At 38.6% G+C, this 17702-nt stretch carries 17 protein-coding genes; all 17 read right to left on the bottom strand.

Annotated features, from left to right (window positions below; genetic code table 11):
- Positions 1 to 11: 11 nt before the first annotated feature.
- Entirely contained in the window at positions 12 to 1118 is a 1107-nt protein-coding gene (murG, locus tag EO119_RS00085; protein ID WP_126940227.1) for an undecaprenyldiphospho-muramoylpentapeptide beta-N-acetylglucosaminyltransferase, read from the bottom strand.
- A 10-nt stretch (positions 1119 to 1128) separates the two neighbouring features.
- Positions 1129 to 2481 (bottom strand): UDP-N-acetylmuramoyl-L-alanine--D-glutamate ligase, encoded by a 1353-nt coding sequence (gene murD / locus EO119_RS00080; RefSeq protein ID WP_126940226.1) that lies wholly within the window; start codon positions 2479 to 2481, stop codon positions 1129 to 1131.
- A gap of 61 nt (positions 2482 to 2542) precedes the next feature.
- Positions 2543 to 3505, bottom strand: a complete 963-nt coding sequence (gene mraY, locus EO119_RS00075; protein WP_126940225.1) for a phospho-N-acetylmuramoyl-pentapeptide-transferase — start codon at positions 3503 to 3505, stop codon at positions 2543 to 2545.
- A 17-nt stretch (positions 3506 to 3522) separates the two neighbouring features.
- Positions 3523 to 4887, bottom strand: a complete 1365-nt coding sequence (murF, locus tag EO119_RS00070; protein WP_126940224.1) for a UDP-N-acetylmuramoyl-tripeptide--D-alanyl-D-alanine ligase — start codon at positions 4885 to 4887, stop codon at positions 3523 to 3525.
- A 1-nt stretch (position 4888) separates the two neighbouring features.
- Entirely contained in the window at positions 4889 to 6373 is a 1485-nt protein-coding gene (locus EO119_RS00065; RefSeq protein ID WP_126940223.1) for a UDP-N-acetylmuramoyl-L-alanyl-D-glutamate--2,6-diaminopimelate ligase, read from the bottom strand.
- A gap of 48 nt (positions 6374 to 6421) precedes the next feature.
- Positions 6422 to 6829, bottom strand: coding sequence for a cell division protein FtsL (locus EO119_RS00060; RefSeq protein ID WP_009354187.1), 408 nt, complete (start codon positions 6827 to 6829; stop codon positions 6422 to 6424).
- A gap of 15 nt (positions 6830 to 6844) precedes the next feature.
- The gene (gene rsmH / locus EO119_RS00055; protein ID WP_126940222.1) at positions 6845 to 7777 is read right to left on the bottom strand and encodes a 16S rRNA (cytosine(1402)-N(4))-methyltransferase RsmH; all 933 of its coding nucleotides are present in this window, start codon (positions 7775 to 7777) and stop codon (positions 6845 to 6847) included.
- A 10-nt stretch (positions 7778 to 7787) separates the two neighbouring features.
- Positions 7788 to 8225, bottom strand: coding sequence for a division/cell wall cluster transcriptional repressor MraZ (gene mraZ, locus EO119_RS00050; protein ID WP_009353022.1), 438 nt, complete (start codon positions 8223 to 8225; stop codon positions 7788 to 7790).
- A gap of 411 nt (positions 8226 to 8636) precedes the next feature.
- On the bottom strand, positions 8637 to 9881 hold the full coding sequence (locus EO119_RS00045) for an aminotransferase class I/II-fold pyridoxal phosphate-dependent enzyme (protein ID WP_126940221.1): 1245 nt from the start codon (positions 9879 to 9881) through the stop codon (positions 8637 to 8639).
- A gap of 277 nt (positions 9882 to 10158) precedes the next feature.
- Positions 10159 to 10869 (bottom strand): ABC transporter ATP-binding protein, encoded by a 711-nt coding sequence (locus EO119_RS00040; protein WP_009353026.1) that lies wholly within the window; start codon positions 10867 to 10869, stop codon positions 10159 to 10161.
- A 1-nt stretch (position 10870) separates the two neighbouring features.
- Positions 10871 to 11629: an ABC transporter ATP-binding protein gene (locus EO119_RS00035; RefSeq protein ID WP_126940220.1), complete on the bottom strand. Its 759-nt coding sequence runs from the start codon at positions 11627 to 11629 to the stop codon at positions 10871 to 10873.
- A 9-nt stretch (positions 11630 to 11638) separates the two neighbouring features.
- On the bottom strand, positions 11639 to 12652 hold the full coding sequence (locus EO119_RS00030) for a branched-chain amino acid ABC transporter permease (RefSeq protein ID WP_126940219.1): 1014 nt from the start codon (positions 12650 to 12652) through the stop codon (positions 11639 to 11641).
- Positions 12649 to 13530 carry a branched-chain amino acid ABC transporter permease gene (locus EO119_RS00025; protein WP_009353024.1) on the bottom strand — a complete coding sequence of 294 codons (882 nt, stop codon included), beginning with the start codon at positions 13528 to 13530 and terminating at the stop codon, positions 12649 to 12651. Before EO119_RS00025 ends, EO119_RS00030 begins: the two co-directional genes overlap by 4 nt.
- A 10-nt stretch (positions 13531 to 13540) precedes the next feature.
- Entirely contained in the window at positions 13541 to 14689 is a 1149-nt protein-coding gene (locus EO119_RS00020; protein ID WP_126940218.1) for an ABC transporter substrate-binding protein, read from the bottom strand.
- A 423-nt stretch (positions 14690 to 15112) separates the two neighbouring features.
- A complete protein-coding gene (locus EO119_RS00015) occupies positions 15113 to 16357 on the bottom strand; it encodes an adenosylhomocysteinase (RefSeq protein ID WP_126940217.1) in 1245 nt (414 codons plus the stop codon).
- A 32-nt stretch (positions 16358 to 16389) separates the two neighbouring features.
- Positions 16390 to 17184, bottom strand: coding sequence for an S-methyl-5'-thioadenosine phosphorylase (mtnP, locus tag EO119_RS00010; protein ID WP_126940216.1), 795 nt, complete (start codon positions 17182 to 17184; stop codon positions 16390 to 16392).
- Between the two features lie 126 nt (positions 17185 to 17310).
- Positions 17311 to 17702 (bottom strand): hypothetical protein (locus tag EO119_RS00005; RefSeq protein ID WP_206168780.1); only part of this gene is annotated, 392 nt, incomplete at its 5' end.

The following is a 17702-nucleotide window of genomic DNA, read 5'->3' as shown; positions in this document are numbered from 1 at the left end:
GATACTCCTTCCTATAATCTCTTAATGGATAGAGCCAATGTAGCAATTTCTATAGCTGCCTTAGGCTTTCCTAATTCTAATGTAGCTTGGGCCATGCGTTGGCGACATTCTTGATCCTCTAACATAGCATCTACCGATTGTAATAATCTTGTACCATCTAATTCTTTATCTACTATCATCGTAGAAGCACCTGCCTCTACAAATGCTTTTGCATTGAAAGTTTGATGGTCGGCAGCTGCATAAGGGTAAGGAATTAAAATAGATGGTATACCACGTACAGCCAATTCTGCCAAGCCAATTGCTCCTGACCGGAAAATAGCCATATCTGATGCAGCCATGGCCATATCCATATTGTCTAAGTAAGGGACAATATGTGATGTTGGGCTGTAAACTTCTCCCTCTTGTATACCTAAGCTTTCACAAACACGACTGTATTCATCAGTTCCTGTAGCATGAATAATTTTAATATCCTCTCTACCTTTATAATGTTTATGGACAGCTAGCATAGCCTTATTAATACTCCGTGCACCACGGGATCCACCAGCTACTAAAATAGCTGTTTGTGTTTCTTGTAAGCCAAAATACGCCCTAGCTTCTTCTCGATTCGCAGTCACCACATTGGGGCGCACAGGGTTCCCTGTATACACTACTTGCTTTGCATTCGGAAAATGTGGAGTCGCTTCTTCATATCCTACAGCTACCACATCTACAAAGCGACTTAAAATTTTATTTGTTATACCTGGCACTACATTTTGTTCTTGAATTAATGTAGGAATTCCACGCAAAGCAGCTGCTAATAATAGAGGACCACATACATAGCCACCAGTACCAATCACAATATCTGGTTGAAACTTAGAAATTAATCGATTCGCTTTCCATAAAGACGATATCGTTTTTCCTGCAGTAACCAATGTATCTAAAGATAATGTACGCTGTAAACCTTGCACCGGCAATGTAGTAAATGGAATTCCTTCTTTAGGAACAATGCGGGACTCAAGGCCTCTTTCAGTTCCTACATAGAGAAAGTTAGCATCTACCATTGTTTCTAATGTTTTATAAATCGTGAGGGCTGGATAAATGTGTCCTCCAGTACCGCCACCTGAAATCATGATATTCATGTATATCCCCTTACAATCGTTCTACCAATCTTCGGAAGTGATCTCCTCTATCTTCAAATCGTGCATACCAATCGAAACTTGCACAAGCTGGAGATAATAATACTACATCCCCATCTGCCGCTATACGAGCACTTAAGGATACTGCCTCTTCCATGGATTCACAACGATGAATGTGTGGCACTCCCACTTTTACAGCAGCTTCTGCAAAACGTTGTGCAGCTTCACCAATAAGAATTAGCTCTTTTACATTGGTTTTCACTAACTCCATCATTTCTTCCAGATCTGTCATTTTATCTTTACCACCTGCAATCAACACAAGAGGTGAGTTAAAGGATTCTAAGGCTTTAATAGTGGAGTCCGTATTAGTTGCTTTAGAATCGTTATAATAGGTAACTCCATGTAAGGTGCGAATGCGTTCCAAACGATGGGCTACACCATGAAACTTTGCAATAGCCTGATGGATATCTTCTACATCTACACCCAATGCATACGTTAAGGCAATGACACTCAGAATGTTTTCAATATTATGAGATCCTGGAATATGAATATCTTTTGTAGTGATAATTGGAACTGCTTTCCCTTGCATCACTGCATAACATGTATTATTTTCAAAATACGCTCCATCTGTGACAGGTCGTTGTTGACTAATTCCTAACACATGTCCTTTTACTCGTTTTGCCATATCTGCCACAATCGGAGAATCAAAGTTTAATACTGTCCAGTCCCCTAATTCTTGGTTGCGGAAAATATTTTCTTTTGCCTCTTGGTATCGTTCCATGGTTTTATGGCGCAACAAATGGTCTGGTGTCACATTTAGTAAGATAGCCCCTTTAGTGCGAAACTTATCTATACTCTCTAATTGGTAAGATGAAAGTTCTGCCACTAATACACCCGTTTCAGGTACTGCCAAGGCTTGTTCACTCAGAGAGTAACCAATATTACCGCCTACATACACATCCCATTTTGCTTCTTTCAATACTTCTGCCAACAAAGAAGTCGTTGTCGTTTTACCATTCGTACCTGTGACGCCTAAAATTGGAGCTTTTGATACTTCATAAGCAATTTCTACTTCCCCTACCACGGGAATATTTCTTTTTTTCGCCTCTTGAATAATAGGTATCTCCAAAGAAATACCAGGTGATACAACCACTCTTGTAGCTGTATCAAGCAACACAAAATCTTGTTGCCCTGTAATCACTTCTATATGACTCTTTGCCAAACGTTGACTTTCAGTCTGATCAAAATCAATTTTTTTATAATCATTAAGCGTTACAGTAGCGCCTAATTTAGCCAATGTATGGGCTACACCAATACCACTAAGTCCCGCACCTAATACCAATACATGAGAACCTGAATAATCCATTCTAACCACCTAACCCTATATGCAAGAATAACGGCCCTTACTAGTAGAGCCGTAATCTATATTATTTCATGCTTAACAGTACTATACCTAAGAAAGCCATTACCAAAGAAACAGCCCAGAATACATATACTACTTTTCGCTCACTCCAACCACCTAATTCAAAGTGATGGTGAATTGGACTCATACGGAAAATACGAACCCCTCTAGTTTTAAAAGATGCTACCTGTAAAATAACAGATAATGCTTCTACTACAAATACAAAGCCTATCACAATTAATAGAAGTTCTGTTTTTGTAGCAATAGCCATCCCTGCAAAAGCACCACCTAATGCTAAGGAGCCTGTATCACCCATAAACACTTTAGCTGGATTCGCATTGAAATATAAGAATCCTAAGCAAACTGCACTTACGACAATACCAAAGAAGGTAACACTTAAAGAACCTACTAATAATCCTACCACTGCAAAGGCAGCCCCTGCAATAGCAGAAATACCAGTTGCTAATCCATCTAAGCCATCTGTTAAATTAACAGCATTAGTAGTCCCCAATATAATAATAAAAGCTAGCGCATAATAGGCATACCCAAGATCTACAGTGATATCCACTAAAGGAATCCACAAAGTAGTTGGCAAGGCTGCATAGGCGATTGAGATATAACAAAATATGACAGCCAATACCGCTTGACCTAGTAATTTTTGTTTTGCCGTTAATCCTAAGTTACGACGTTTGACAGCTTTGATAAAATCATCACTAAATCCTAATGCACCATGGCCTAAGGTTAAAAATAATAGCATCCACAATGTTACAGAATAGGGTGGTACTATGCAAACTGTAATGACTAAAGCTAGTATCATAAATAATCCGCCCATTGTTGGTGTCCCAGCTTTAGCTAAATGTGCCTGAGGTCCATCTTCACGAATCGACTGTTGTGCTTTCAATCGCTGCAATAGAGGAATCCCTATTTTACCGAATACTAATGTACTTACTAGGGCTAAGCCAAAGGCTAATGCATAGTCCATATTCATGTCACATGTCTCCTTACTTATTCATGTCGTTCTTTAAAATCTTCTATAATACGTTCCATTTTAAGACCACGAGATCCTTTCACTAGAATCACATCGCCATCTCGTTTTACATCATAATAGGCATTGGCAATATCAAGATGACTTTTCCCGACATACACATAAGGAACACCCACTTGTTTAGCTATAGAAGCAGTGGTTTTCATCATATCACCAAAAGTAAATACCATATCATAGTGCTCTTCTCCAAGAAGTTTACCAATCTCTTCATGAGCTAGTTTAGAATGGTCTCCCAATTCTAACATATCTCCTAGCATAGCTATTTTACGAGCTCCTTGTAATTGACTCATGGCACGAATGGATTCTGCCATACTATTTGGGTTCGCATTATACGCATCATTCAGAACTGTAAAGGTTGGAAATGCTACAATTTCTTGACGCATTGGAATTCCTGGAAATTCTTTAAAAGCTTCCACAATTTCAGCTTTTGGTACACCCAAAATCGTGCCAACTGCAATAGCGGATAAAGCATCATATACATTGTGAATACCAATCATTGGCAAAAATACTTTCCATTCACCAGAAGTATCACGAACAGTAAAATTAATGCCTTTTGATGTATATTCTAATTGAGTCCCTTGTACGTGAGAACCCTCTTGCATACCATAGGTCATAACCTTTGCATCCGTTACCTGTTCCATAGGCAATACAAAAGAATCATCATGATTCAACACAGCTGCCCCCGTACTCGGTAATGCTTCTATCAATTCTTGCTTAGCTTTTCCAATATTTTCTTGAGACCCTAATAGTTCAATATGGCTAGTACCTACATTAGTAATAACTCCTATTGTAGGTTCTGCAATCTCCGCTAATTCAGCAATTTGACCAAGCCCACGCATCCCCATTTCAAGAACGCATACATCATGATCTTCCGTCAATTGCAATAACATCTTTGGAACACCAATTTCATTATTATAATTTTTCTCTGTTTTTAATACTGTAAAAGCTTTCTCCAATACAGCACTAATCATTTCTTTTGTTGTTGTTTTCCCAGAGGAACCAGTGATTCCAATAATAGGGATAGGAAAGCGTCTACGATGATAGGTTGCTAACTGCTGATACGCCTGTAGTGTATCTTCTACTTCAATACAGACTAAGCCCTCTATCGTTTTTCCTCGTTTTACTACAGCACCTGTAGCACCACGTTCTTTGGCAACTGTTAAGAAGTCATGACCATCAAATGTCATTCCTTCCAAAGCAATAAATAATCCATTTTTTCCAATTGTACGGGTATCAGTTGATACATCAGCAAAGGAACAAGTACTTGTTCCTGCATAGAACCCTTGTGTTGCCTCTAGAACTTCTTGCACTGTAAATTGTGCCATATTATTTCTCCTTCAAGGCTTCTCTTGCCACTTCACGATCATCAAAATGAATCGTTTCATCTTTTAAAATTTGATAATCTTCGTGACCTTTACCAGCAATAATAACTACATCTCCAGTAGTCGCCTCTCCGATTGCTTTATGAATAGCTTCACGGCGGTCTACAATCACTTCATAAGTCACAGCATCTTGTAATCCTTCTTTCACCCCTACTTCTACATCTTTTACAATTTGTATAGGATCTTCTGTACGTGGGTTATCGGAAGTCACAAACACTCGATCTCCAAACTGTGCTGCAATACGCCCCATGATTGGACGTTTGGTAGCATCTCGATCACCACCGCAGCCAAAAACAACTAAAATACGGTTATCAACAATTTTCTTCGCTGTTTGTAAAATGTTCTCTAGTCCATCTGGTGTATGTGCATAATCAACAACCACTGCAAAATCTTGTCCCTCTTCAATGAGCTCAAAACGTCCTGGCACGGCTGTAAAAGTAGTTAAAGCATTTACAATCTCCTCCATCGTCAATCCTTCATATAAAGCCGCTCCTACCGCAGCCAAGGTATTATACACATTGAACATACCCGCAATTTTCGTGGAAATTGAATAGTTTTTTCCATCATAGGATAAAGTGAATTGGGAAGATTTAGCAGTAATCACCAAATCAGAAGCATTCATTGTACCTTTGCCTTCTGTACTGTAAGTAATCATAGGTGCTGTAGTCACATCTACAATCGCTTGACCATAGGCATCATCTACATTAATAACAGCGCCCTTACCTTCTTTCACCTGATAGGATGCACTTACTTGTTTAAATAGCTTAGATTTTGCTGCTAAATAATTATCGAATGTCTTATGAAAATCCAAATGATCTTGAGTTAAATTAGTAAATACAGCTGTATCGTACTCTACCCCCGCCGTACGACCTAATGCTAGCGCATGAGAAGATACTTCCATAATACAATGTGTCACACCAGCATCCACCATTTGCTGTAAAATTTGCTGTAAATCCGCTACATCTGGAGTTGTATTATGAATTGGATAGGATTGATCATCAATCAAAATATGAACTGTACCAATAATCCCCACTGTATAACCTTGGGATCGTAGCATATGTCCAATAATATGTGTAGTTGTAGTTTTACCATTTGTTCCGGTTACACCAATCATCCGCATTTTAGAAGCTGGATAATCATAGAAGAATGGAACAGCATCTTGCAAAGCTTGACGCGTATCGTCTACGTATAGAACGGTTACATTATCTGGTACTATGACTGGTTTTGATGCAATAATCGCCACAGCCCCATCCTCTATAGCCTTATTCACAAAGCTATGACCATCGACAGTAGCACCTACTAAACATATAAATAAACTTCCTTCTTGCACTGTTCTGGAATCCGCAGTAATATGACTTACTACAGATGTTACAGGACCTTCTACCTTCTTAGGAGATACAATTTTTACTATTTCTTCCACTCGTTTCATCTGCATTCCTCCAATCAAAGTGAAAGCAGCCCAAAAGGACTGCCTTCATTATTCTCTAATATCCTTTTTCATCGTAACATTACGTTCTTCCACTGTATTCTTGCTAGTGTAAACGAAATTATCTGGTAATACCATGCCAAGTTTTTGTTGTGCAATCTTTTGAATGCGTGTAGGAGATTTTAACTCTGCTAATACTAGATTATACTCATAATTAGTGCGATTTTCTAAAACTATTTGATCTTGTAGATTGACAGTTTCTTTTCTTGTATTTTCTGTGACACCAGTTAATAGCAAACAAATCATACCGAATACAATTCCCATAAGAACTGTAGCCAAACAGTGTCGCATATCTGGCGTAAGATCCATAATAAAGTCAGGGGCATTGGATTTCTTTCTTCTGACTGGTTCAACATAGGGCGCTGATTGTTCCCAATACGCGGCCTTTCGCACTAACATAAATATTCCTCCTAACTATAATTTTACGGCTACCCTTAACTTGGCACTACGGGACCGTGGATTTACTCCTACTTCTTCTTTGCTTGGCTCTACAGCCTTATTCTTAGCTTTCACTGTTGGCACATGATGACATACACAGACTGGTAAATTAGGTGGACATGTGCAACCTTGAGATAATTCTTTAAAAGTTTGTTTGGTGATTCTATCCTCTAGGGAGTGGAATGTAATCACAGCTATTCTTCCATCAGGCTTTAGCATGGATGTAGCATCTACAAAAGCATCATGCAAAATTTGAAGTTCCTGATTCACTTCGATACGAAGTGCTTGAAAGGTTCGTTTTGCTGGATGCGGACCATCTTGTCTAGCCTTTACAGGTATGGCACGTTTGATGATATCCACCAGCTGAAATGTAGTCACTATAGGCGATTCTTCTCTAGCTTCCACAATAAATTGAACAATTCGTTTCGCCCAACGCTCTTCCCCATAGTCCCAGATAATGCGATACAAGTCATCACTCGAATAGGTATTCACTATTCTTTCTGCCGTTAAGGATCCACTTTGATTCATACGCATATCCAAAGGTCCATCTTGCATATAAGAAAACCCTCGATCTGCCGTATCTAATTGATGGCTAGAAACCCCTAAATCAAATACAAATCCATCTACTTCATAAATGCCTGACTCTTGTAAAGCTTGTTTTAAGTTAGAAAAGTTTGTTTGAATCACTTTCACCTGACAAGACAAATCAGATAATCTCTGAGAGGCTGCCTCTAATGCCGCTACGTCTTGATCTAAACCAACAATCATACCTTTTGAGGATAACCGTTCTCCAATGGCATGGGAATGTCCCCCACCACCTAATGTACAATCCACATAGGTTCCATCTGGTTTAATTGCCAATCCGTCTAGCGTTTCACTGAGTAATACACTCACATGATGAAAGTCCATAATGCCTCACTTAAAATCCAATATCATCCAAATCAAGTTCTTCTGCCATCGCCTCAATATTACCGTAAATTTCGTTGTTATAAGCTTCCCAACGAGTTTTACTCCAAATCTCGATGCGTTCACCATTACCAACTACAACTACATCTTTTTTTAACTCCCCATGAGCACGAAGATTGCTAGGTATTAATACACGACCTTGTTTATCAAACTCAAGGTCAGCAGCACCACCTACAAAAAAACGCACTAATCCACGTTGGTTGGCTTTATTAGAGCTTTGAGAACTTAATTTTTTTGCAATTTCATCAAACTTTTCTTGTGTGTAAATAGCTAAGGTGTTATCAAAATATCTAGTAACAACACAGGTATCACCTAGTTGTTCACGCATTTTGGCAGGAACTATCATACGTCCTTTACTATCAATTGTATGTGAAAATTCACCTTTAAACATAGCAAGGACACCTCCTTTTCCTACACCTTCTCGCCCTTATTACCACTATATGGTAAATTTTACCACAATTCCCCACTTTTAACAACAAACAAATACTAATTTAATAGATATTTATACAAATTATTTTCTTATACTCATTACTACCGAACATTATTGCTAATATTTATTAATATGTTCGTATAATTCACTTTAATATCGAACATTCTATTATTTAAAAAAGGTGGTAAAAAGTGGGAGTAATTTTACATATTTTGCCAATATTTATATAAAATGATATCCAATTAAACAGTGCATCCCTAATCCTTATACTTACTAATTTTAAAACAAAAAAAGATAGCCAAATCATTGATTCAACTATCTTTTTATCACTTCTATAGTAACTATTCTATTGTCTCTATTTTTTCTCTTAGTTTATAATTGCCCCACTCGTTTCATAGCATCATAAATTCGTTGTGCCAATCCAGTAATTTGTCTTTTAGGAATCGAGCATACAGCAATGCGAACACCACCTGATACAGGAATTAAAAATACATTTTCTTTTTTCAATTCATCTGCCAAGGCCTTTGGATTATCGCTTGGAATTGTTGCAAAGAAACCACCCATGTATGGCAACATTGGTAAGCCAATCGCTTTTCCTTCACATTCCAAGATACCTGCCCGTTCTTCTACGAGACGAGAGTAGCAATTACGTTCCTCTTCATAACGTTTTAATTTTTCAGGATCAAGCACGATATTAGCAACCGTACGCATAGCAGGTCTATTAATATTAGACCAAGTACCACGAGATGTCATTTGGTTAATATCAAAAAACTCCTGTGCCACTTCTTTATCAGAAGTAATACCTAACATACAACCAACACGTTGACCATACATGGTGAATCCTTTTGAAATACTATAGCATACAACTGTTAAAATATCTTTTGACAAATGCTCAAACTTTTTAAAGAATCGACGTACATCTTCTTTAGGTCCGGAGAAATCAATATACGCAGCATCTACACCAATAATAACTTTATTTTTACCTGTATTCACTATACCTTTCACTAAGTCTAATACATTATCCCAATCGCTGTCGCACAAGGAAAACCCTGTTGGATTATTGCCAGGTGTGTTAAAAATAACTACCACATTTTCTTGTTTCTCAGCAATATCTAGCACTAAAGATTGCAAAGCTTCAAAATTGAACTTATAGTTCTCATCAAATAATGGGTATGTAACTAATTCTCGTCCATTATCTTGGCATATTTGCTTGTATGCCCCCCAGTACCAATCAGCGGTAATTACCTTATCACCTAGTTCTGTATAATTGTGAACCAAGTGATGAATACCACCTGTACCACCCGCTGTGGCTATCCCTTCAATATAGGCATCTGGCCGAGATTGTCCAAAACATTCTTGTTTACATGCTTCCACAAACTCTTTTAACCCTTCAATCGGTGCATATGCAACATATTCATTACGTGGCAAATTACGAAACTCATCTTCTACCACCTTCAAGAAAACAATATCGCCATTTTCATCTAGGATAGATCCGACAGTTCCAATTAATACATTTTCTTTGCAATATTGTTTCGCTGCCTCTTGAGCTTGTGAATTTGTCGCAAAGATAACATCATTTGCTTTTTTCCCACGCGCTTGTTTTGCTGCCATACTCATAGTAAACACCTTCCTATATTAGTTATATATTTTATATTTATAATACTAGTTTACAAGAAAAATCATTCTCCTACAAGACATGTAGCTCATGTATACACAATAGTTTTTATCACCATTCAATTTTCTTTATATTGTAAAGAATAGATTCTGCACACTCTTATGATAGTATACATATAGTCACTTTCTATCGGCAGCAACTACAAATCGAAAACACTTAAACTAAAAAGCAGATACACAACCACAACGGATTGTATATCTGCTATCTTTTTATAGTGTATTATTCCACTTTACCACCTAAGTATGCTTCCATAACTCTAGGGTCGTGGCGAATTTCTTCTGCTGGTCCTGAAAGAACGATTTTGCCTGTTTCTAATACATATGCATAGTCAGCGATTTTCAAAGCTTGACGTACGTTTTGCTCTACTAACAATACTGTGGTCCCTTCGGCACTAATCTCTTTGATAACTTCAAAGATTTCATTCACTACCAACGGCGCCAAGCCCATGGATGGTTCATCTAGTAACAACAGTTTAGGACGAGCCATTAAAGCACGACCAATGGCAAGCATCTGCTGTTGTCCACCAGATAAAGTACCACCTAATTGGTAACTACGTTCGTCAAGAATAGGGAATCGTTTGAACACTTTTTTAATATCATCGTTGATTTCAGCATCCTTACGAATATAGGCTCCCATTTCTAAATTTTCGTAAACACTCATATCTTGTAATATTTGGCGCCCTTCTGGAACGAGGGAAATACCAGATTTCACAATATCATGGGTTTTCATAGATGTAATATCTTTACCTTCAAAGGTAATACGACCTTCTGTAGGTTTTACTAAACCCATGATAGAACGCATGGTTGTCGATTTACCAGCACCATTGGCACCAATCAAAGATACAATAGAACCTTGAGGAACTTCTAAGTTAATAGATTTTAAGGCTGTTATATGACCATAACCAGCTACTACATTTTCAATTTTTAACATATTATTCCTCCTTTCCTAAGTACGCTTCGATTACATCTGGATTGTTTTGAATTTCTTGTGGAGTTCCTTCTGCAATCTTTTTGCCGAAGTTCAACACTGCTAAGCGGTCACAAATATTCATCATCAACGCCATATCATGCTCGATGACCACCACGGTAATACCTAAATCACGGATTTTCCCGATCAATTGGCGCAACATCTCTGTCTCACTATCGTTCATACCTGCCGCAGGCTCATCCAATAAAATCAATTGTGGATGCGTTGCTAAGGCACGAGCAATTTCCAAACGACGTTGCTTACCATATGGTAAAGATGTAGCTACTTCTTCAGCATCTTCCTCTAACCCAACCAGTTTTAAAAACTCATAGGCAATACCACGACAACGCTCTTCTTCAATGCGTTGGCGTTTTGTACGGAAGAAACTAGACAACACTCCAGAACCTGTGCGACAATGCATACCTGTCAGCACTGTCTCCAACGCCGTCATATTACCAAAGAGACGAATATTTTGGAACGTTCTAGCAATGCCCATTTCTACTGTACGATGTGGTTTTATGCCCACTACATTCATACCATCAAAGACAATATTGCCAGTACTTACAGGGAACACTCCAGTAATTAAGTTGAATAACGTAGTTTTACCAGCACCATTAGGTCCAATAACACCAAAGACTTCCCCTTGATTCACTTGGAAGGTAACCCCTGTCAAGGCAGCCACACCGCCAAAGCTTTTACTTACATCATCTAATTGTAATAGCATGGTTACCTCCTATTCTTGACCAGACTTGCTCTGTGTTTTATAAGCTTCAAAGCGTTCTGTTAATACTTGTGATTCTGGAATGTATGGTTTCTTGTTTACACCTAATTTACGATAAATTTTATCCATCAAATCTTCTGTTAAAATACCGTCTGGACGAACAGCCATCAAGATGACTAATAGGGCACCGTAAATAATATCGCGATAGTCTGCTAAGAAACGCAATACTTCTGGTAACAATGTTAAAATGAAAGAGCCTAGTACAGAGCCCCATACCACATTGGAACCACCAAATACTGGGAATAATAAGATTTGTACTACTTTGTGGTAGCTAAAATCTGTAGGGTTGATGAAGTTTGTAATATGTGCATACAAACCGCCGCCAATGCCCGCAATGAAAGCACCGATGACAAAGGCTAACATTTTGTAATACACCACATTGATACCCATCAACTCTGCTGCATGGTCATCTGCTTTAATCGCTTGGAATGCACGACCTACACGACTATTGTGGATGCGTAAGCAAAACAGAATAATCAATGCTAAAATAACCAGCAAAATGATGATGGTCAACAAGTTACCCCATGTTAATGCATCGATATCTAACAAACCGTCCATATCAAATTCATACACATAGTTTGTCAATTCTTGCGCAATCGCTGGAATCCCCGAAAGTCCTAGTGCACCATGTGTCACTTCTAAGTTCAAGAAAATAACACGCACTACTTCACCAAAGCCTAACGTTGCAATCGCCAAGTATAAGCCTTTCAAACGTGTCGTAGGTAAACCAATCACAATAGCTACTAAGGCCGCTACGATACCACCAATGAAGATGGCAATCGGAATCGGTAGCTCAGCTTTCAGAGTAAGCAAAGCGCCCACGTAGGCACCTACGCTCATGAAACCCGCTGCACCCAATGTCAACTGCCCTGTAGAAAGGGTGAAGAAAATGGAAATACCCATAATGGCATTGATAATGAAGAACATTACAATTTGTAGATAATATGGATTTAAAATTTCACTCATGGTCGTCCCCCCTTATCTTTGGATCCGAATAAACCTTGTGGTCTCCAGAACAATAAGAGAATGATTAACCCAAAGGCTACAGCATCACGGTAAGAAGATGCTCCATAAGCAACAGAGAATACTTCAGATACACCTAAGATGAATCCACCTACCATGGCACCGGTAATATTTCCAAGACCACCCAGGATTAATACAGCTAATCCTTTAAATCCGATGACAACACCCATCATAGGCTCTACGGCATCGAAAGATAAGCCAACTAATACACCAGCTGCAGAACCTAACGCAGAAGCGAGCATCACTGTTACAGAAATAACCAAAGTAGGGTTAATACCCAATAGAGATGCAGTTTCCGTACTCAAGGATACAGCACGAATGGCTTTACCGATTTTAGTTTTTTTAATGAGTACATTTAAAATCAACATTAACACAATAGATACGCCAAGACCAATGATTTGAACCATAGAGATTTTGAACATACCAAAATCAATAAGTCCACCAATAAAATCTGGTGGGAAAGAACGTGTTTGTGGGCCCCATACAAGCAAGGCTATACTTTCAATAAAAATAGATACGCCAATTGTGGAAATCAATGGCGCCAAATGGGATACATTTTTCTTACGAAGTGGACGAAGTGCCACAAACTCTAACAAATATCCAAGAATTGCCCCTACGAGCATAGCCACAAGGATGGCTACGAAGATATTAGCTTCAAAGACTGTCACCATAAATAAACCCACGAAGGCACCTATCATAAAGATGCCTCCGTGAGCCATGTTGATGATGTTCAACACACCAAAAACCAGTGTCAATCCGATTGCTAATACTGCATAGAGACTGCCTAAAGTAAGGCCATTCACTAATTGCTGTAAAAACATCGTGTAACTCCTATTTTTGTAATGCGTCGAACTGACCGTTTTTAATTTGTAAAACTTGAACTTCCATAGATGGATCACGTTTTTCGTTGAATTGGAATTTACCAGTTACCCCTACGAAGTCTGTAATGCCTTTTAAGGCGTTACGGAATTTTTCACGATCTGTTGTAGAACCTGCTGCTTTTAAAGCTGCTTCGTACAAGAATACAGCATCATATGCTTGTGCTGCAAATTGATCTGGTTCATGACCATATTTTTCTACATAAGCTTTGCGGAAGTCGCGAACTTTTTGGTCATCTTTGTTAGGGAACCAAGGTGTACCAACGATAGCACCATCAGCAGCAGCGCCAGCATTTTTAATGAACGCTGGGCTGTTGAAACCATTGGAACCTACCACTGGTTGGTTCATGCCAAGTTCACGCATTTTTTTCATAATCAATGCACCTTCTTGGTACAAGGATGCAACGATGATGATATCAGGTTTTGCTTGTTGAATTTTAGTCAACTGTGCAGAGAAATCTGTATCTTTATCAGCAAATGTTTCTGTCGCTACAATTTGAACCCCTTCAGATTCCAATGCTTTTTTCGCTGTATTGTTTACAGAAACCATTTGGTCATTGTTGTTGGAATACATAATCGCTGCTGTTTTGAAACCTAATACTTTATGAGATTGACGAATTGCTGCATCTACTGCCAAAGATTCTGGTACAGCATTACGGAAAATGTAATCTCCGATATCAGTGATGCCTTCTGCAGTTGTAGAAGTACCCAATGCTACGACTTTATTTTTGTTAGCAATCGGTCCTGCCGCCATCATTTCACCAGATAACATAGGTCCGATGACAGCTACGACTTTATCTTTAGCAATCACTTTGTTCATCGCATTGATGGCTTCATTTTTGTCACCTTTTGTATCTTCCACTAACAAATTAATTTTTACATTGTTAGCATCTGCGTTAATTTGTGCTACCGCTAACTCTGCACCATTCTTAATAGATTCACCATAGGCAGCTGCCGCGCCAGACGTAGTTGTCAGTAAAGCTACTTTTGCTTCATTTGCATTGTTTGTTGATGAACTATTGCCACCGCAACCAGCGATCGCTGCGGCTAAAATAGCTGTAGCACCCAATGCTAGTGCACGTTTGAACATGGATTTTTTCATGTTACACCCTTCCTTCTTAAAAACTCCTCATTTGGATTTTCTTACTGTGAAAGTCACTGTTATCTTTTTTACTTTACCACTATAAAGAATAAGTGATTATTCTATAGAAAATCTATGCTTTCCTATTATGAATGTAACATGAGTAGTTTGTCAAATATAAATATAAGAATTTAGTTATGAGTTTATTTAGTAAACCCACAGCGCATCTTTTTCTTATTTTTGTATTTATACAGTAGACAAATATCTTTTTTGAATAGCAAATATAGGAATAGATAGGTTCTGATAGCAATTATATTCTTTTAGAAATATGATCCAATCTACTACTTAGGCATATTAAAACTGGCGACGAAAGTTAGCATTTTCATCGCCAGTTTAACACAGTTGAACTTTTATTTACTTAGTATCATTAAATTTTCACCACTATTAATTCACAGTATACAAATAATCGTATTGTTCCTGTGTTAACGTATCTAAGTCATAGCCCATGGATTGTAATTTCAATTTCGCAATTTCTGCGTCTACTTCATATGGTAATACATGCACATCATCTGCCATATCTGCGCCATGATGTATGATGTACTCCGCCGCTAATGCCTGCATAGCAAAGGACAAGTCCATAATTTCTGCTGGATGTCCATCCCCTGCTGCTAAGTTCACAAGTCGACCTTCTGCTAGTACATACAATTGACGACCGTCTTGCATATGGTAGGCTTCGATATTTTGACGTACTCGTTCATGAGATACAGCCATTGCTTCTAAATCTTTTACATTCACTTCGCAATCGAAATGGCCTGCATTACAAAGTACAGCGCGGTCTTTCATCACGGCATAGTGTTCTTCTGTAATAACGTCTTTACAGCCTGTGACCGTACAGAAAATATCGCCAATTTTAGCAGCTTCCACCATTGGCAATACTTTGAAACCATCGAATACAGCCTCGATTGCTTTAATTGGATCTACTTCTGTGACATATACGTGAGCCCCCAAGCCTTTTGCACGAAGTGCCACGCCTTTACCGCACCAGCCGTAACCAGCAACCACCACATTTTTACCTGTTACAGTTAAGTTCGTAGTGCGCATAATACCATCCCAAACAGATTGGCCAGTACCATAGCGATTGTCAAATAAATACTTACAATTAGAATCGTTAACAGCGATCATTGGGAATGTCAACTGTTCCGCTTCAGCCAAAGCTTTCAAACGGTGTACACCTGTTGTGGTTTCTTCACTACCGCCCAACAAACGTTCTTTTGCATCAGTTCGTGTTGTATGTAACAAGCTTACTAAATCTCCACCGTCATCGATGATGATATGAGGTTTATGATCCAGTGCTTTGTTCAGGAACATCGTATACTCTTCGTCTGTACAATTGTACCAAGCATATACAGTTAAGCCCATATCTACCAGTCCTGCTGCCACATCATCTTGCGTAGACAATGGGTTGGAACCTGTAACGATCACATCTGCACCACCACGTTGCAACACCGTAGATAAGTACGCAGTTTTCGCCTCTAAATGGACGGACACAACGATAGTTTGACCTTTGAAAGTTTGCTCTTTTTCAAAACGGTCCCCTAATGTGTTCAAAGTAGGCATGAAATTAGCTACCCAGTCGATTTTTTTACGACCTTCAGCGGCTAATGAAATATCTCGAATTAAAGATTGCATTGGAGTTCTCCTTTTAGATTCTTCACCATAGATTATAATTGAAAGCCACCATATTCAGCCATACGATGATGCGCTGGATAGTCTGCATTCACATCGATGCCTTTAATAACTTCTTTAACAAGGGATTGCAATTGTTCTGCCATTTGTTGCATCATGTCTACCACTTCGCCATGGGTCAAAGCAGATTCAGAAATACCTGCTGCGTAGTTTGTGACCATGGAAATTGTCATATATGCCATTTCCCCTTCATTCGCTAAGGTCACTTCCGGTACATTTGTCATACCCACTGTTTGACCCCCTAACATAGCATACATGCGGATTTCAGCCGGAGATTCAAAGCGAGGGCCCTCTGTACATACGTAAGTTCCACCATTGTGAACCGTTAAGCCTAAGGATTTAGCTGCGCTTTCTACAATACCTCGCAACTCAGGGCTATATGGTTCTGTCACATCCACATGCGCCACCGGACGATCGCCGCCTTCGTAGAAGGTATTCACACGGTTTTTAGTGAAGTCTAGGAATTGGTCGGTCAACACAAAATGACCCGGTCCAAAGTTCTCATCCAAAGAACCTACTGCTGTAGTAGATACGATGAATTTAACACCTAATTTCTTAAGGCCCCAAATATTGGCACGATAATTAATCTTGTGCGGTGGAATCGAATGATCTCGACCATGACGAGCTAAGAAATATACCGTCTTGCCTTCATACGTACCGCATACATAGTGAATCTCACCATAGGGCGTCATAAGCGAAGATTCCGTCATAGTTTCAAACATATTTGGGTCGTACACACCGGTACCACCAATAATAGCAATGGATGACATGTCGTTCCTCCTTGTGAAAGATAGAATTCATATTACATAACTAGTATATCATATACGACCCTTAATCCAGATATCGTCGATTATATATAAAAGCTTTTATGGACTATAAAAAATACGTATAGGAAATTATTTCATCAGTCCAAAATACTGTATGATTTTATCATTTATTAAGATATACACTAGCTTTAACTGTGGCTTTGGAATATTCATATATTGTTCCATCATAGAACGCATATTAGCTAAGATTTCTTGGCAGTCTTTGCCTTTACTAGCTCCACGTATATCCTCTTGAGTAATAGTAGCAATTTCATGGGCTACTATATTTCTGATATTCTTTAATATCGGTATGAATAGTTTTAAACTATTCACTAAATCTGAACGAGTATAGGGATGGAATTGTATCATATTAAGCATATGAAAAAAAGATAGTTCAAAATCTTTAGTTTCATAATTTAATTGATTCATAGAACTTTCCCAAGACTTATACAGTTCGGGATATTCTTTAGATAGTTTATAAC

This window comes from Veillonella sp. CNR 79/14 (assembly GCF_003992185.1).
GTDB lineage: Bacteria > Bacillota > Negativicutes > Veillonellales > Veillonellaceae > F0422.
This window is presented reverse-complemented; position numbering and strand designations above follow the sequence as displayed.

Excerpts from the sequence above, each read along its gene's own strand:
- murG (WP_126940227.1), bottom strand. The coding sequence starts at position 1,118 with ATGAATATCATGATTTCAGGTGGCGGTACTGGAGGACACATTTATCCA.
- murD (WP_126940226.1), bottom strand. The coding sequence starts at position 2,481 with ATGGATTATTCAGGTTCTCATGTATTGGTATTAGGTGCGGGACTTAGT.
- mraY (WP_126940225.1), bottom strand. The coding sequence starts at position 3,505 with ATGAATATGGACTATGCATTAGCCTTTGGCTTAGCCCTAGTAAGTACA.
- murF (WP_126940224.1), bottom strand. The coding sequence starts at position 4,887 with ATGGCACAATTTACAGTGCAAGAAGTTCTAGAGGCAACACAAGGGTTC.
- EO119_RS00065 (WP_126940223.1), bottom strand. The coding sequence starts at position 6,373 with ATGAAACGAGTGGAAGAAATAGTAAAAATTGTATCTCCTAAGAAGGTA.
- EO119_RS00060 (WP_009354187.1), bottom strand. The coding sequence starts at position 6,829 with ATGTTAGTGCGAAAGGCCGCGTATTGGGAACAATCAGCGCCCTATGTT.
- rsmH (WP_126940222.1), bottom strand. The coding sequence starts at position 7,777 with ATGGACTTTCATCATGTGAGTGTATTACTCAGTGAAACGCTAGACGGA.
- mraZ (WP_009353022.1), bottom strand. The coding sequence starts at position 8,225 with ATGTTTAAAGGTGAATTTTCACATACAATTGATAGTAAAGGACGTATG.
- EO119_RS00045 (WP_126940221.1), bottom strand. The coding sequence starts at position 9,881 with ATGAGTATGGCAGCAAAACAAGCGCGTGGGAAAAAAGCAAATGATGTT.
- EO119_RS00040 (WP_009353026.1), bottom strand. The coding sequence starts at position 10,869 with ATGTTAAAAATTGAAAATGTAGTAGCTGGTTATGGTCATATAACAGCC.
- EO119_RS00035 (WP_126940220.1), bottom strand. The coding sequence starts at position 11,629 with ATGCTATTACAATTAGATGATGTAAGTAAAAGCTTTGGCGGTGTGGCT.
- EO119_RS00030 (WP_126940219.1), bottom strand. The coding sequence starts at position 12,652 with ATGAGTGAAATTTTAAATCCATATTATCTACAAATTGTAATGTTCTTC.
- EO119_RS00025 (WP_009353024.1), bottom strand. The coding sequence starts at position 13,530 with ATGTTTTTACAGCAATTAGTGAATGGCCTTACTTTAGGCAGTCTCTAT.
- EO119_RS00020 (WP_126940218.1), bottom strand. The coding sequence starts at position 14,689 with ATGAAAAAATCCATGTTCAAACGTGCACTAGCATTGGGTGCTACAGCT.
- EO119_RS00015 (WP_126940217.1), bottom strand. The coding sequence starts at position 16,357 with ATGCAATCTTTAATTCGAGATATTTCATTAGCCGCTGAAGGTCGTAAA.
- mtnP (WP_126940216.1), bottom strand. The coding sequence starts at position 17,184 with ATGTCATCCATTGCTATTATTGGTGGTACCGGTGTGTACGACCCAAAT.